Here is a 15,034-nt window from a genome sequence, read left to right on the forward strand (position 1 = left end):
ATCCACACCCCGCGCCGCCGTTCGGCGAGCGGCATCGAACCACACGGCATCGTTCATCAGGAGACGGCCATGCAACACTTCAAGGCGGGCAGAAGGCAGGTGATCAAAACCCTCGGCACGGCACTCGCCGCATCCGCCCTTCCGATGCCATTCATCAGTACTGCGAAGGCACAGTCGAGCAGCTTCGCCGGCAAGACGCTGCGCCTGCTCACCTGGTCGGACGATACCGGCGCGGCCGCGCTGCGCAACATCGCGGAAACCTTCAGCAAGCAGACCGGCGCACGCGTGATCGCCGATCGTGCGGACGGCACGTCGGGCATGGTCGCGAAGGTCAAGGCCGCGGGTGAACGGCCGACCTACGATGTCATCACGCTCGCCGGCGTGGGCGCGGCGGGTCTCGCCGATGCGGGCCTGCTCGCAAAGCCGGACCTGAACCGGCTGCCGAACCTGAAGGACGTCGCGCCGCAATACCGCACCGGCGCGAACGGCTTCGGCATCGGCTACCTGCTGTGGTCGGACGGGCTGATCTACAACACGGCGACCGTGAAGAGCGCGCCGTCGAGCTACGAGGCACTGTGGGATCCGAAGTATGCGGGCCGCCTGTTCCTGCCGCCGCCCGAGTGGGCCGAAGCGGTCGACCTCGCGATCATCGCCGCGAAGCTGGCCGGTGGTTCGCAGCAGAACATCGATCCGGGATTCAGGAAGCTCGCGCAGTTGAAGGATCGCGTGATGACGCTCGGCGAAAACCCGAACCAGGTAGCCGACCTGTTCCGCACCGGCTCGCTCGACATCGGCGGCATCTATTCGCCCGCGTTCTTCCCGGACCAGATCCGCAAGCCCGACTACAAGATGGGCGTGACGTACGGGATGAAGGAAGGCTTCGCGACGCAACTGATGTTCACCGTGATCCCGAAGGCGCACCCGGGCGACCTCGACCTGATCCATGCGTTCATCAACCATTCGCTCGACGCGGGCGTGCAGGGCCGGATGGCGGCCGATGTGCTGAACGGCCCGGTGAACGGCAAGGCCGTGATTCCCGCGGAAAGCCGCGCGTTCGTGCCGTCGCCGCAGCAGATCGCGGAGAAGGCCTTGCTGCACGACGACAAGGCGCTCGCGGCCGTCCAGCCCGCGTGGATCAAGCGCTACACGGGCCTCTTCTCGGCATAACGACATGGCCTCCCTGCCCTCCCCCCGCGATGCAGGGTCGGCCGGCGCCGGAACGGCCGGTGCCGGCCCCGACACCGCCGCCGCGCTGGCCGGCATGCCGCCGTGGCTGCTGCTCGCACCGATCCTCGCGTTCCTCGCGGTGCTTGCCGCCGCGACGCTCACGGTGTTGCGAATGAGCGTCGGCGTATCCGGCGACGAATGGCGGACCTTCACGCTGCAGAACTACGCCGATCTCGCGGATCCGTACTTCACGACGTCGCTGTGGCTCACGCTGCGTCTCGCGTTCCAGAGCATGGTATGCGCGGTGCTGCTCGCGATCCCGGTTGCGCTCGCGATGGCGCGCACCGAATCGCGGCTCGCGCGCCGGCTGCTGCTCGCCGGCGTACTGCTGCCGCTGCTCGTGAACCTGCTGCTGCAAGGGTACGGCTGGCTCGTGATGCTCGGCCCGGCCGGGTTGCTCAACCGCGCGCTGCTCGCCACCGGCATGATCGGGCGGCCGCTGCAATTGCTGTACCGCGAGCACGGCGTGCTGCTCGGCCTGATCCAGACCGCGTTCCCGCTCGCGGTGCTGCCGCTGTCGAGCGCGCTGCGCGCGGTGTCCCGCGCGTACGACGAAGCCGCCGCGACGCTCGGCGCGAGCCGCTGGCAAACGCTGCGGCACGTGACGCTGCCGCTCGCGATGCCCGGCCTCGTCTCGGGTGCGCTGCTCGTGTTCGCGTACAACGCCAGCGCATTCGCGGTGCCGCTGCTGCTCGGTGGCCGGCGCGTGCCGATGCTCGCGGTGCTCGTGCACGACCAGGTCGCACCGTTGCTCAACTGGCCGGCCGCATCGGCATCGGGCATCGTGCTGATGGGCGCGACGCTCGTCGTCATGGCGGTTTCCCAGCGCCTCGTGCGCACCCTGCAACGTTCCGGCGAGGTGAACCGATGAACGCCCTGCTCCTGCGCACGCCCATGCCCGGCCGCCTCGGACGCGTAACGGGGGCACTCGCGACACTCGTGCTGTTCCTCGCCGCGCTGCCGATCCTGACGATGATCACGATGTCGTTCGGCGCGTCGGGCACGCTCGAATTCCCGCCGCGCGAATTCAGCCTGCACTGGTATCGCGCCGCATGGCAGACGTTCGTCTCGTCAGACGCGGGCAGCGCGCAGTCGATGGGCGCCGCGTTGACGACGAGCCTCGTCGTCGCGGTCGCGACGATGCTGATCGCGACCGCCGTGTCGGTACCTGCGGCGTACGCACTGTCGCGCTACCGCTTCCGCGGCAAGACGCTCGTCGAGCAGCTCGTCGCGCTGCCGATCGTCTATCCGCTCGTGATGCTCGGCCTCGCGCTGCTGATCGTGTTCAACGCGCTGCCGGTCGAACTCGGCATCGCGCGGCTCGTCGTCGCCCACGTGATCCTGACGCTGCCGTTCACCGTGAAGAACTGCGCGGCCTCGGTCGCATCGATCGGCCCCGACTTCGAGGAAGCCGCGTGCCTGATGGGCGCGAGCCCGCGCCGCGCGCTCGTCGACGTCGTGCTGCCGCTGATGCGGCCCGGCATTCTCGCCGGGATGCTGTTCGCGTTCATCGTGTCGTTCAACGAATTCACGGTGACGTTCTTCCTGTACAGCATCGACACGATGACCCTGCCCGTCTGGCTCTACAGCCGCACCGTGTCGTCGCTCGACCCGACCGTGTTCTGCTTCGCCGTGTTCACCGTCGCGATCGACTTCGCGCTGATCTGGATGCTCGAAAAACTCGTCGGCGACAAGGGCGTCGCGCTCTGACGCGCGCCCTGCCCCGCTCCCGCCCGCGCAAGGACCCCTCATGACCCAGCTCATCCTCCAGAACGTGACGAAGCGCTTCCATCAGGCGTATGCGGTCGATCACGTCGACCTGTCGGTGCCGGACGGCAAGCTTGTCTGCTTCCTCGGCCCGTCCGGCTGCGGCAAGACCACGCTGATGCGGATCATCGCCGGCCTGGAAACGCCGACCTCCGGCACCCTGACGTTCGCCGGCCACGACCTCACGAACGTGCCCGCCAACCGGCGCGACTTCGGCATGGTGTTTCAGTCGCTCGCGCTGTTTCCGCACATGACCGTCGCGCAGAACATCGCGTACCCGCTGCGGCTGCGCAAGACGGCCAAGGCCGCGCAGGCGCGGCGCGTCGCCGAGTTGCTGGAGTTGATCCAGCTTCCGCACATGGCCGACCGGCTCGTCACGCAACTCTCGGGCGGGCAGCGCCAGCGCGTCGCGATTGCACGCGCGATCGCGTCGTCGCCGCGCCTGCTGCTGCTCGACGAACCGTTGTCGGCGCTCGACGCGAAGCTGCGCGAGGCGATGCAGGTCGAGATCCGACTGCTCCAGCAACGGCTCGGCATCACGACGATCATGGTCACGCACGACCAGCGCGAAGCGATGACGATGGCCGACGAGATCGTCGTGATGGAGAAAGGCCGGATACAGCAGGTGGGCCGGCCGCTCGACATCTACCGCGATCCGGTCAACGAATTCGTCGCCGACTTCATCGGCCTCGGCAACATCCTACCGGTCGCGTGCGACGGAGACGACGCGATCGTGCTGCCGGGCGGACAACGGCTCGCGATCCGGCGCGCGCCCGACGCGCCGCGCGCGGACGACGCCGTGCGCCTGCTGATTCGCCCCGAGGACGTGTGCGTGCGCGCGGCCTCGGTCTCGCCGTCCGCGCCGAACACGCTCGCCGGCACAGTCACGTTCGTGCGCGACGTCGGCGCGTCGATCGAGGCGACGATCGATTGCCGCGGCTTCACGCTGACGGCCGCGACGACGCCGCGCGAAACGCCCGACCTGCACGTCGGCATGCCGGTCGCCGCCGAGCTACCCGCGCATGCATGCAAGCTGATCGCCGCACGCGGCGCCTGATTTCCTGTTCTTTCCCCAGCGCAGCAACAAGGACTCCATCATGAACGCATCGACCCAAGCCCACCGTCTCGTGCGACGCCTGCTCGCCCGCACCGCCCTCGTCTGCACCTGCGCGGCGGGTCTCGCCGCCGTCGCGCCGCTCGCACATGCCGACGCACTCGACACGATCGCGAAATCCGGCGTCGTGCGCATCGGCGTGTTCGAGGACTACCCGCCGTTCGGCTCGATCGGCCCCGACATGAAGCCGCAAGGTTACGACATCGACATGGCGACGCTGATCGGCAAGGCGCTCAACGCGAAGGTCGAGCTCGTGCAGGTCACCGGCGACAACCGGATGGCCTATCTCGCCGACCGCAAGACCGACATGCTGTTGTCGGTCGGACAGACGCCGGAACGCGCGAAGGTGATCGACTTCTCGAACGCCTACGCGCCGTACTACCTCGCGGTATTCGGCCCGAAGTCGCTCGCCGTGAAGGGCACCGCCGATCTCGCCGGCAAATCGGTCGCGGTCGCGCGCGGTACGCTCGAAGACCTGAGCGTCAGCAAGGTCGCGCCGCCGAGCGCGACGATCAAGCGCTTCGACGATCCGAACGGTGCGATCGCGGCGTTCCTGTCGGGACAGGCGCAGCTGCTGGTGGTCGGCAACGACGTCGGCGCAACGATCATCGCGCGTCATCCGTCGATCGATCCGGAACAGAAGTTCTCGCTGTTCAGCTCGCCCGATCACGTCGGCCTGAACAAGAACGAGCCGCGCCTGATGCAGAAGGTCAACGACGCGATCGCCGGCGCGAAGAAGAGCGGCACGCTGAACACGTTGTCGCAGAAGTGGCTGCACGCGGCGCTGCCGGCCGACCTGTGATGCGCGCCGCCCCCGCCCCGTATTCACGACGAAAGGCATCGCGATGATCTACGTGTTCGACTTCAGCGATTTCGGCCTCTACGCCGGCATGCTTGCGCGCGGAATCGGCGTGACGCTCGGCCTCACCGCGACCGCCACCGCGCTCGGCGGCCTGATCGGCACCGCCGGCGCATGGACCGCACTCGCCGGCCCGCGCTGGGCGCGTGCGCTCGTCTCGGCCTACGTCGAGCTGATCCGCAATACGCCGTTTCTGGTCCAGTTGTTCTTCATCTTCTTCGGGCTGCCAGCAATCGGCGTACACATCGACGAAGCGCAGGCGGCCGTGCTGGCCATGACGGTCAACCTGGGCGCGTATGCAGTCGAGATCCTGCGCGCAGGCATCGAATCGGTGCCGCACGGGCAAGTGCAGGCCGCGCGGGCGCTCGGGCTGCACGGCCGGCAGGTATTCGGTCACGTCGTGCTGCCGCAGGCGCTCGCGAATGTGTACCCCGCGCTGCTCGGGCAGGTACTGATCGTGATGCTCGGCTCGGCCGTCGTGTCGCAGATCTCGGTGCCCGACCTGACCTACGCGGCGAACTTCATCCAGTCGCGCAATTTCCGTGCGTTCGAGATCTACATCGTCGTGACCGCGATCTACCTGCTGCTGTCGATCGCGCTGCGCATGCTGCTCAATCGCATCGGTCGCCGGCTGTTCTCGGGTCGCACACAGCGCGGCGCGGCGGCCACGCCCCAGCGCGCTCGCGTGGCCCGCTTCACGTGGCGCGCCCGCTCTCCTGAAACCCGCCTTCCCACGGAGCGTGCACGATGATCGAATTCACCTTCCAGGATATTGCGTGGAACCTGCTGCTCGCCGCACGCTGGACCTTGCTGCTGTCGCTGATCACGTTCGTCGGCGGCAGCATTGGCGGCTTCGCGCTGCTCGCGATGCGCATTTCGCCGGCGCCGGCGCTGCGCCGCTTCGTGATCCTGTACGTCGAGGTATTCCAGGGCACGCCGTTGCTGATGCAACTGTTCCTAGGATTTTTTGGATTGCCGCTCATCGGCATCGACGTGACGCCATGGGTCGCCGCGTCGGTCGTGCTGACGCTGAACGCCAGCGCCTATCTGGCCGACATCTGGCGCGGCTGTGTCGACGCGGTACCGCGCGGCCAATGGAGTGCGGCGGCAAGCCTTGGCATGACGTGGACTCAGCAGCTGCGCTACGTGGTGTGGCCGCAGGCGTGGAAGATCGCGCTGCCGCCGACCGTCGGTTTCCTCGTGCAGGCGGTGAAGAGCACCGCACTCACGTCGATCATCGGGCTGACCGAACTGACCAAGACCGGCAACATCATCACCAACGCGGTATTCAAGCCGTTTCCGATCTATGCGATGGTCGCGCTGCTCTACTTCGCGATGTGCTTCCCGTTGACGTGGTACGCCCGCGTGCTCGAACGCCGCTACCGCGTCGCGAAGGCACGCTGAACCGGCGCCACGCGCGCCTCATTACGATGCAGGTATCCCCCATGATTTCCATCAGCAACGTTTCGAAGTGGTACGGCCAGTTTCAGGTCCTCACCGACTGCACGACCGAGGTCAACAAAGGTGAAGTGGTCGTCGTGTGCGGCCCGTCGGGCTCGGGCAAGTCGACGCTGATCAAGACCGTGAACGGCCTCGAGCCGTTCCAGCAGGGCGAGATCCTCGTGAACGGCCAGTCGGTCGGCAACAGGAAGACGAACCTGTCGAAGCTGCGCTCGAAGGTCGGGATGGTGTTCCAGCATTTCGAGCTGTTCCCGCACCTGTCGATCACCGAGAACCTGACGCTTGCGCAGGTCAAGGTGCTCGGCCGCGGCAAGGACGAGGCGAACGAGAAGGGCATGAAGCTGCTCGATCGCGTCGGCCTGAAGGCGCACGCGCACAAGTTTCCGGGCCAGTTGTCGGGCGGTCAGCAGCAGCGTGTCGCGATCGCGCGCGCGCTGTCGATGGACCCGATCGCGATGCTGTTCGACGAGCCGACGTCCGCGCTCGATCCCGAGATGATCAACGAAGTGCTCGACGTGATGGTCGAACTCGCGCAGGAAGGGATGACGATGATGGTCGTCACGCACGAGATGGGCTTCGCGAAGAAGGTCGCGCATCGCGTGATCTTCATGGACAAGGGCGCGATCGTCGAGGACGACCGCAAGGACGATTTCTTCTCGAATCCGAAATCGGAACGCGCGAAGGACTTCCTCGCGAAGATCCTGCACTGAGCCATGCCGCGGCGCATCCTGCCGTCCGTTCCACGCCAGCCCTTCCGATGAAACGACTTCCTTCCCTCAACGCGCTGCAGATCTTCGACATCGTCGCCCGCAACGGCAGCTTTACGCGCGCCGCCGAGCAGCTGTGCCTGACGCAGGGTGCCGTAAGCCGGCAGATCCTCGCGCTCGAGGGCTTCTACCAGTTCCCGCTGTTCAAGCGCACGCCGAAGGGCCTGACGCTGACGGTGGAAGGCGAACTGCTGCTGCCGACGGTGCGCGAAAGTTTCGCGCGCATCGAAGAGGTGTCGATGCGCCTGTCGCGCCGGCGCACCGAGCTCGCGCTGAAGGTGCCGACTTGCACGATGCAATGGATGCTGCCGCGCATCATGCGGTTCCAGGCCGAGCACCCCGAACTCCAGGTACAGATCACGACGACCTGGGACCATCACGTCGATTTCCGCATGGAACCGTTCGATGCCGCGGTGATCTACGCGGCCGGCGCCGGCCCCGACATGCATGCGATCCCGCTGTTCGACGAGCAGCTGACGCCCGTCTGCGCGCCGGGCCTGCTCGAGCGGCAGCCACTGGCCAGTCTCGACGACCTGGCCGGTCATACGCTGCTGCATCCGACCCGCGATCATCGGGACTGGAAACGGTGGCTCGACCATGCTGGCGCGCCTCACGTCGATTCGACGCGCGGGTTGAGCTTCGAAACGCTGGACCTTGCGACCCAAGCGTCGATCGACGGTTACGGCATCGCGATCGGCGACCGGACGCTGGTGGACGAAAACGTGGCGGCGCACCGGCTCGTGATGCCGTTCGACATCTCGCTCCCGACTGGGATGGGGTATTACTTCGTGTATCCGGGCGGGTCCGGGCAGCCACAGAAGATCCAGCTGTTCGGCGACTGGATCGCAGACGAGCGCGCGTGACGTCCCCTCAGGCAGACAGGTCCGCGAACGCAGCATTCTCGACCGCTTGGATGAACCGGGTCATTCAGTTCAGATCGAGTGCGCAGGTCTGCTCGGCATGAAGTCGACTGGGATGACGATGCGAGTCGGAACCTTGACCCTGCCTCGTTTCCACGTACAGCAACGTGTGCAGCGATCGAGCTGGCCTCGTAGTCGACCTGGCTACCTGCTCTTTATCTGACAAGACTCGACGAACACACCCACGCCAAGACCTACGCTCGCGCTTTCCGGATCGGTGGCGGTCGACCGAGAGTGGCGTTCGCCTCACTTGCGCCGGGCGCCACGGTGACCGGCATCCGATCACGCGGCGCCCGCCCGTGCCTGTCAGCGCTTCGCCGGCACCGGCGGCTCGCCCGCCGTCGTCGCGTTGCGCGCCCAGTCGGCGAACTCGGTGTCGTAGCGATTGCCGATGTACGCGACATAGTTTGCGTAGCCGTCGTAATCGCCCACCCGGAAGCGCGACACGATCGTGTCGACGTCCGCGCGATGGCGCTCGAACATGAAACGCGTCGCCATGTAGCCCCACCGGTACGCGCGCGCAATGTAGTCACTCGACGCGTAACGCGTGCCGAGCACGTCCGAGAACCGGTACGCGCCCGTGCGCACCGCGTCGATCGACTCCGGGTTGTCGTTCTTTCTCGACAGATACTCGGCCACGCCTTCGATCCACCACACGGTCGGCTTCGCGGTGCTCACCGAGAAGTCGCCCGCCATGTCGTAGCGGCCGTCGAGATAGTGCGTGAACTCGTGCTCGAGGTTCCACACCTTGAACTCGGGCCGCAGCCACGACGCCTCGTGCGCGATGAAGCGCGCCTGGTTGCCGGGCGCGGACGGATCGCCCTCGAGATACATGCCGCCGTTGTCGGTGCTGATGCCGTAGATCACCGACGCGTATTTTCGATAGTTCGCGTAGTCATCGAAAATGACGAGTTCGATCGTGTCGTTGCGATCGCCCGCGACCGGCTTGCGCCCGGTCTTCATCATCCGGTGGAAGTAGTCGTCCTGCTGCGCGACCGCCGTGCAGACGGACCGCAGCTGCGGCATCGTCATGTCCTGCGCGAGAATGCGCACGCCCGCGTTGCACGCGTAGCGATTCGAGAGCACCGCGTCGGCCAGCCGCTTCTTGTAGTCGCAGGTTCCGTAGTCCGCGCAGTGGCCCGGATCGCCGTAGTCGACCGCTTCCGCCGCCGCGAGCCAGAGATCGCTGTCCGCGCCCGTCATGCTCGTCGACGCGAGCATGTCCTGGATCATTTTCTTCACGCGCGGCTTCTGCGTCGGATAGCGGAGGAAGCGAAACGTTTCGCGCGCCGCGTCGGCCAGCTGATAGGCGGCGCTCGTGTTCGACAGGCTCGCGCGGTTCGCGGTGACGAAACGGTTGAGCGTCTCCGGGAGCGTCGCGTCGTTGTCGAGCATCGGCTGCGCGCCGCTGCGCTGGTGCGCGTAGAAGAACACCGTGAGCAAACCGGTGAAGCCGCCCGCCGCACTGCGCTGCAGCAGCGGCGCCGCAGCCTGCGGATTCGCCGCGCTCACGGTGTACGACGCGATGCGGTTCTTCAGCGTCGGCAGGTAGTACGCTTCATCCCGCATGTTCGTGATGAGCTTCATCAGCTCGTTCGCGGTGCTCGGCGCACGCGAATTGTCGCGATAGAGCGCATCGCCCTCCAGGCTTTGCTTGATATACGGGCGCAGCGACACCGCGAGATCCGGAATCGGGTTGGCAATGCCCGATACGTCATATTGGTAATAACCGGAGCGCAGGTAAATCAGCAAATTGACCAGGATCAAATTGCTCGCGTCGTATTTATAGATTTCCTGCACGAAACGACTCGCGACGGCGTGAACGTTTTCGGCATTGAAAATCTGCGTGGCCTGCGCTTTGTCGACCGAGAACAAGCCGTAATGGCATTCGTAATCGGGAAGATTCGCGATGTAATCGGCGAGCGCCGCGCCGCGATACTGGGTCATCACCGACATGTCGCGGCAATCGGCGCCCGACGCGCTGCGCTTGCTGCGCGTGGCCGGCTGCTTCAACTGCGACGGCTTGGTCAGCGCCGCGCGATCCTGCTGGCTGAGCGGCAGGTTGTACTGGGCCTGTTCGGGCGACACCGGCAGATTCTGCGGCACGCGAGGCATGCGCGCCTGCTTTGGTTGCGTCGTCGGAGACGGCTCGGTATTGGCCGACGCGGCGCCGGCCAGCCCCACGAATACCGACAACGCGACGATGGCCGACCAGCGATGATTATTTTGATGCACCTCGTTAATTGCCACTTTATCTTCTCTCGGTTGTTTTTGAGAAACCAAGATATAACATTACATATTGTAATGTCAATTTAATTGACGCGACGCAGATAAGCCTAGATTGTATTTATTATTCGCCAATAAAAATCTATTTCCGAAATAATTCAGCCGATCGCCCGGGCGTGACCCTAGCCCACAAAACTGTCCCATTTTGAAAGTGGAAAATTCCGGCATGACGTTGTCATCGAGACCAGGAGGTCATGCCGTGAAGAAGAGCAAGTTCACCGACGAGCAGATCACATACGCGTTGAAGCAGGCCGAGCTGGGCACGCAGGTCGCGAAGGTCTGCCGCAAGATGGGGATCAGCGACGCGACGCTTTACAACTGGCGGACGAAGTACGGCGGGCTTTCACCCTCGGAGCTGCGCCGGCTGAAGCGGCTTGAGGAAGAGAACGCGAAGCTCAAGCGGCTCGTGGCCGATCTGTCGCTGGACAAGGCCATGCTGCAGGACGTGCTGTCAAAAAAACTCTGAAGCCTTCTCGGCGCCGTGAGCTTGTCACGGACTTGATGCAACGTTTCGGCGCAAGCCAGCGGCAGACCTGCGCGTTGTTGCAGCTATCCCGCACGGTCTACCGTTACGAGTCGGTCGCGCGGGATCAGAGCGCGCTGGAGATGCGCATCAAGGAGATCACGGAAGTGCGGGTGCATTATGGTGCGCCCCGCGTGTACGTGATGCTTCGCCGGGAAGGCTGGCGGGACAACCATAAGAGAGTAGAACGCGTGTATCGCGAACTGAGCCTTTCGTTGCGCCACAAGCGACCCCGTCGAAACAAATCCGCTCGGCGCCGACGGCCGAAGCAGTCAGTGAACGCAATCAACGAAATCTGGAGTATGGATTTCGTCGCTGACGCGCTGTTTGACGGTCGACGCTTGCGCACCCTCACGATCGTGGACAACTACACGCGGGAATGCTTGGCGATTGAAGTCGATGGCTCGTTGCGTGGTGAGCACGTCGTCGCCGCGCTGACTCGGCTTGCACATCATCGTCCGCTTCCCCGCTATATCAAGGCAGACAATGGCAGCGAATTCATATCGAAGGCGCTCGACAAATGGGCGTACGAGAATGGAGTGGAGATTGACTTCTCGCGTCCTGGCAAGCCGACCGACAATGCGAAGAACGAATCCTTCAACGGACGCTTCCGGGAGGAATGCCTCAATGCGCATTGGTTCTTGTCGTTGGAGGATGCCAGACACAAAATCGAGGTCTGGCGCGAGTACTCTAACGAGGCGCGCCCTCACTCTGCGCTGCAGTGGATGACGCCGGCGGAATTCGCCCGCCAGTGCACCGATCGGTGCCGATTCGGCCCACCCCGAAGAGTCGGAATTTTCCAACTAAGACCGGGACGGAAATTGGGCTAGCCTCAAGCACGCAAACTACGGCAGCACCTGCATCCGTCACGCCAATGATGCAGCAGTACCTGCGCCTTATCTGACAAAGGTTAGCGTAGAAAGTTACGCTGAGACCTACGCTCGCCGCTGTCGAGATCGGTCGTCACTTTATCTCGCGTTGCCCTTCAGTGTCCCAATACGTCCAGTTCTCTGCTTCGGTTCCGTGATCGTAATCCCCAAGGGCGGCTAGTTGTCCGTTTGGATGGAAATCCTTCCAGACTCCGTGCTCAACGCCGTGTTCGTAGGTTCCTTCAGACGCGAGAGTGCCGTCCTCTCTGTATTCAACGAAGAGGCCGTGTCGAATCCATCGCCGCCCATCAGCGGCCAGGTATCTGCTATAGCGGTATCTAAGCGCACCGCTTGGATACAAAATTTCCGCGATGTTCAATTCCACCATTACGCCCTCCGCTTTGCACCTCTTCGTCAGCCAGCACATCATTCAAGACTGCGCCGTAATCGCGACATCATTATGTTGCCCATGTGAGACGAGCATTGCGCGAGCGACTTTGCCAGCTCCTGTTCATAAGGAATGTCAAGACTCTCGACCCCGTGAACAATGCTCCACAGCACTCCCGCCCCATCACTATCGGGGAATCGTTCAAAAAGGCCGAATAGAACACTGAACGACTTTTCCGACACCCCGACGCTCCAGAGATCTTCCAAAAGACGCTCGAGCGGTAACCAGTCCCCACCAGCCGGACTAAATTGGGCGATTTGAGAAAGAACCTCTTGCTCTGACCGAAACGGGCGAAGCTGACTGTCGACGCACATGATGGGTGGTAGATAGCTCGCAAGGGCTTTCGTGTTGACTTGACTGAGGAATTGTTGCCGATCCAGTCCTGGTTGTCGAACATGCACTGCGAGCCGCCCATCGTGATCGGTGACAATTGGCCGGATGGCGAACTTGGAGCGGTCCCGTTCAGGCCACTGGTAAACTCGGGCAGCCGACCGTAGCATCCGAGCCGCCATCGGCTATACACGCCTCCAGGCCGTAGCCCGGGCGCGGCGCCGCCACCGAACGATTCGCAAACCACAAATCGCATATAAATCATAGCTCTACGGTCGGGCGGGGGAGCGTACGATGCAAATTGACGACTTTGCTTCGGACATAGACGAAGTGACGACATTATTTCGGTGAGGTTGTCGATAAAACTGTCAACTCGGACCCCAAGAGCCACGTGCAACGGACACCTCGGATTGACATCTTTGCTTTGCTCTACGGCATGTGACTGGTCTACGGCTTCACGCTTCCCGTCTTGGCCCACCGGGCGATCCCCAGTTCGCACGCGCTCGTGAGCACGACGCCATTGGCCGTGCCATGATAAGTCACCCGATCAGCCGCCCGTGTTGGTTTGGCTTGCGATTAACTTCGCGCCACAAGCCAACTCGTCGCCATCACACGCGGCTGGCTGGCCGTCGAAACAGCCACGACCCGATACCTTCGCGATGGTCGTCGGACCGTGAATTTCGCAAATCGCAGGATCGTGTAAGCGCGCGATCGCTCGACCCTTGATCCGAGAGTGGGGCGCGCCCGACAGGACGCGCCCCCCATGACTATGGGTATCGCCCTCGAGGACGTAGGGTTTATCGCTCACGACTAGCCCCTAAAAATCCCAGCTGAACGTCTGTGGGTTTGCTTTGCGAGACGCTTCGTCCGGAGGTGTCAGCATCACGATCGTGCCGTGAAGCGGGTCGCGCAGGTTCACCAACGCGCTCGTTTTGCCGTCGCCGTAATCCAACATCAGTGCGAGCGCGAGTTGAACCCAAGTCGAGCTCGTCCCGGTGTCGCCTCCAATTCGACGTTGCATGTCGAATGCATCTTTCGGGTCATCCAGATCGATGTGCTGCGGATTGTCGTGGAGCGACTGCACCAGTAGCGCCAACTGGCTGTTCGACGCGCCAGTGTCGTAGAACATGCGGCCCGGCTGGCCGCCAGTCGGAAGTGTGTCCAGTGCCTGCTGCCAACCCGCACGTAGTTTCTCGATTTTTTCGCCCTTCTTCAGCGATTCGCCGTTGCCGTCGCTGAGATCCACCCGTACCGGCCGATGCAGATAGGCCAGCACCGGCCAGTCGTCGTACTCTTTCAACTGCCAGGTCGTCCATGGAATCGGCACCCACGGATTCGGTTTGAAACCTTCCGGCGCTTTCAGCGGCGTGGTCTTCCAAAATTCCGGCAACTTCGATTGCCAGTAGTCCCAGGGCATTTCTTTATGCGTTGATTCGCCGGCAGCGTCGCTTGCTGCCCAATAGGCTTTCTGTTCGGCCCAAAAGTAATTCCATAGCTTGATTACGTCGTACTGCGTCTTGGTGTTGTCGATCGCTTCCGGTGCGTCAACCGTGTATGGTCGGATCAGTTTGTCGACACGGTCCTTGCGTGTCACCAGCAACGCTACGAAGCTATCGGGGCGTTTCGGTACGAAATTGCCATTTTTACGCTGCTGCTCGACATCTACTTCGCCAGGAGTGCGTAGGTATGCCCGGGTATTCAACCCATCCTCGATCAGCAGCACGACTGCTGGCAGGTCTGGATGCTGATCGAAGAAGTTGAATACACGTGACATTACTTCGTCACCATGTTCGGTATGGATCTCATCGAGACGAATGTAGAGGGTGTTGCCAATGCCGGCACCGTTGTCGGCGCTGCTGATATGCGTTGCCATGCGATCCGCATCAATGTTGTTCTCATCTCTCGGCGGGCCAGCCACGATAACAGGTATTGGCCAGTAATCCGTCCAGTTGCGCAGCGTGTAGCCGAACACATTGTTTTCGCGTTGTCCCTCAGCGGACATCCGCGCCATGGCTTCCCACGGGTACTCTTTCGGATCCTGCAGCAGCAGTTTGCCATTCACACCGGCCTCATCGAGGCGCATCAGCAGCGCGCGCTGGCGGAAGCGATCGACCGTGACGCCGAAGCGGCGGATCTCCAGCGTGAAGCGCGGATCGCGAGCGGCGGCTGCAGCGATTGCATCGTCATGTGCAGCGGTGGCCTGCACTGCTGCTGGATCAAACGAGCGTGGCGTATGTTGGCGCGACCACAGACTGTGGCCGGCATACGCGATGCCGCCGATCAGTGCGATCGGAAGCAGCCAGAGCAGCACGCGTTGAGTCATTGGTATGGTTCCCCAGGATAGAGTGCTGCTCACGGTGAGCAGCTTCAATACGGCGGCCCAGAACAACGCCAGGACCATCATCAGAGCCCCGAACAGGGGACGTTTCGACGCGCGGGTAGAAGATGTGATTGTCATCGCGA

General features: G+C 63.4%; 13 protein-coding genes and 1 pseudogene. 10 read left to right on the plus strand and 4 right to left on the minus strand.

All coding sequences use genetic code 11. The features are described 5' to 3' along the window. Window positions 1-69: 69 nt before the first annotated feature. The 9 genes from ACWMMN_RS36970 to ACWMMN_RS37010 are packed head-to-tail and all read left to right on the plus strand — an operon-like array spanning window position 70 to window position 8,058. Window positions 70-1,167, plus strand: coding sequence for an ABC transporter substrate-binding protein (locus tag ACWMMN_RS36970; RefSeq protein ID WP_059241011.1), 1,098 nt, complete (start codon window positions 70-72; stop codon window positions 1,165-1,167). Between the two features lie 4 nt (window positions 1,168-1,171). Next, on the plus strand, window positions 1,172-2,098 hold the full coding sequence (locus ACWMMN_RS36975; protein WP_059241012.1) for an ABC transporter permease: 927 nt from the start codon (window positions 1,172-1,174) through the stop codon (window positions 2,096-2,098). Beyond that, window positions 2,095-2,937 (plus strand): ABC transporter permease, encoded by an 843-nt coding sequence (locus ACWMMN_RS36980; RefSeq protein WP_059241013.1) that lies wholly within the window; start codon window positions 2,095-2,097, stop codon window positions 2,935-2,937. The genes ACWMMN_RS36975 and ACWMMN_RS36980 overlap by 4 nt, the downstream gene beginning before the upstream one ends. 40 nt (window positions 2,938-2,977) lie before the next feature. Then, window positions 2,978-4,051, plus strand: coding sequence for an ABC transporter ATP-binding protein (locus tag ACWMMN_RS36985; RefSeq protein WP_174993643.1), 1,074 nt, complete (start codon window positions 2,978-2,980; stop codon window positions 4,049-4,051). 40 nt (window positions 4,052-4,091) lie between these two features. After that, entirely contained in the window at window positions 4,092-4,910 is an 819-nt protein-coding gene (locus ACWMMN_RS36990) for a transporter substrate-binding domain-containing protein (protein ID WP_256087574.1), read from the plus strand. Between the two features lie 43 nt (window positions 4,911-4,953). Next, window positions 4,954-5,718, plus strand: a complete 765-nt coding sequence (locus tag ACWMMN_RS36995) for an amino acid ABC transporter permease (RefSeq protein WP_486424269.1) — start codon at window positions 4,954-4,956, stop codon at window positions 5,716-5,718. Beyond that, on the plus strand, window positions 5,715-6,371 hold the full coding sequence (locus tag ACWMMN_RS37000) for an amino acid ABC transporter permease (RefSeq protein WP_256087576.1): 657 nt from the start codon (window positions 5,715-5,717) through the stop codon (window positions 6,369-6,371). The genes ACWMMN_RS36995 and ACWMMN_RS37000 overlap by 4 nt, the downstream gene beginning before the upstream one ends. A 41-nt stretch (window positions 6,372-6,412) precedes the next feature. Beyond that, complete coding sequence (locus tag ACWMMN_RS37005; protein ID WP_174993640.1) at window positions 6,413-7,138, plus strand: amino acid ABC transporter ATP-binding protein; 726 nt, start codon at window positions 6,413-6,415, stop codon at window positions 7,136-7,138. Window positions 7,139-7,185: 47 nt separating this feature from the next. Continuing rightward, window positions 7,186-8,058, plus strand: a complete 873-nt coding sequence (locus tag ACWMMN_RS37010; protein WP_059241019.1) for a LysR substrate-binding domain-containing protein — start codon at window positions 7,186-7,188, stop codon at window positions 8,056-8,058. A 363-nt stretch (window positions 8,059-8,421) separates the two neighbouring features. Here the strand turns inward: ACWMMN_RS37010 and ACWMMN_RS37015 are convergent, their stop codons facing one another. Further along, a complete protein-coding gene (locus tag ACWMMN_RS37015) occupies window positions 8,422-10,350 on the minus strand; it encodes a collagenase (RefSeq protein WP_486424270.1) in 1,929 nt (642 codons plus the stop codon). A 250-nt stretch (window positions 10,351-10,600) separates the two neighbouring features. Between ACWMMN_RS37015 and ACWMMN_RS37020 the strand changes: the two are divergent. Next, a pseudogene (locus ACWMMN_RS37020) lies at window positions 10,601-11,731 on the plus strand (IS3 family transposase). A 156-nt stretch (window positions 11,732-11,887) separates the two neighbouring features. Here ACWMMN_RS37020 and ACWMMN_RS37025 read toward each other — a convergent pair. From ACWMMN_RS37025 to ACWMMN_RS37035, 3 genes are all read right to left on the minus strand, one after another. Beyond that, the gene (locus tag ACWMMN_RS37025; RefSeq protein WP_081052145.1) at window positions 11,888-12,181 is read right to left on the minus strand and encodes a toxin-antitoxin system YwqK family antitoxin; all 294 of its coding nucleotides are present in this window, start codon (window positions 12,179-12,181) and stop codon (window positions 11,888-11,890) included. A gap of 937 nt (window positions 12,182-13,118) precedes the next feature. After that, entirely contained in the window at window positions 13,119-13,379 is a 261-nt protein-coding gene (locus tag ACWMMN_RS37030) for a PAAR domain-containing protein (RefSeq protein ID WP_174993638.1), read from the minus strand. A 9-nt stretch (window positions 13,380-13,388) separates the two neighbouring features. Continuing rightward, a complete protein-coding gene (locus tag ACWMMN_RS37035; RefSeq protein ID WP_486424271.1) occupies window positions 13,389-15,029 on the minus strand; it encodes a type VI lipase adapter Tla3 domain-containing protein in 1,641 nt (546 codons plus the stop codon). Window positions 15,030-15,034: the final 5 nt, after the last annotated feature.

This window comes from Burkholderia cepacia complex sp. TUM26381 (genome assembly GCF_057439935.1).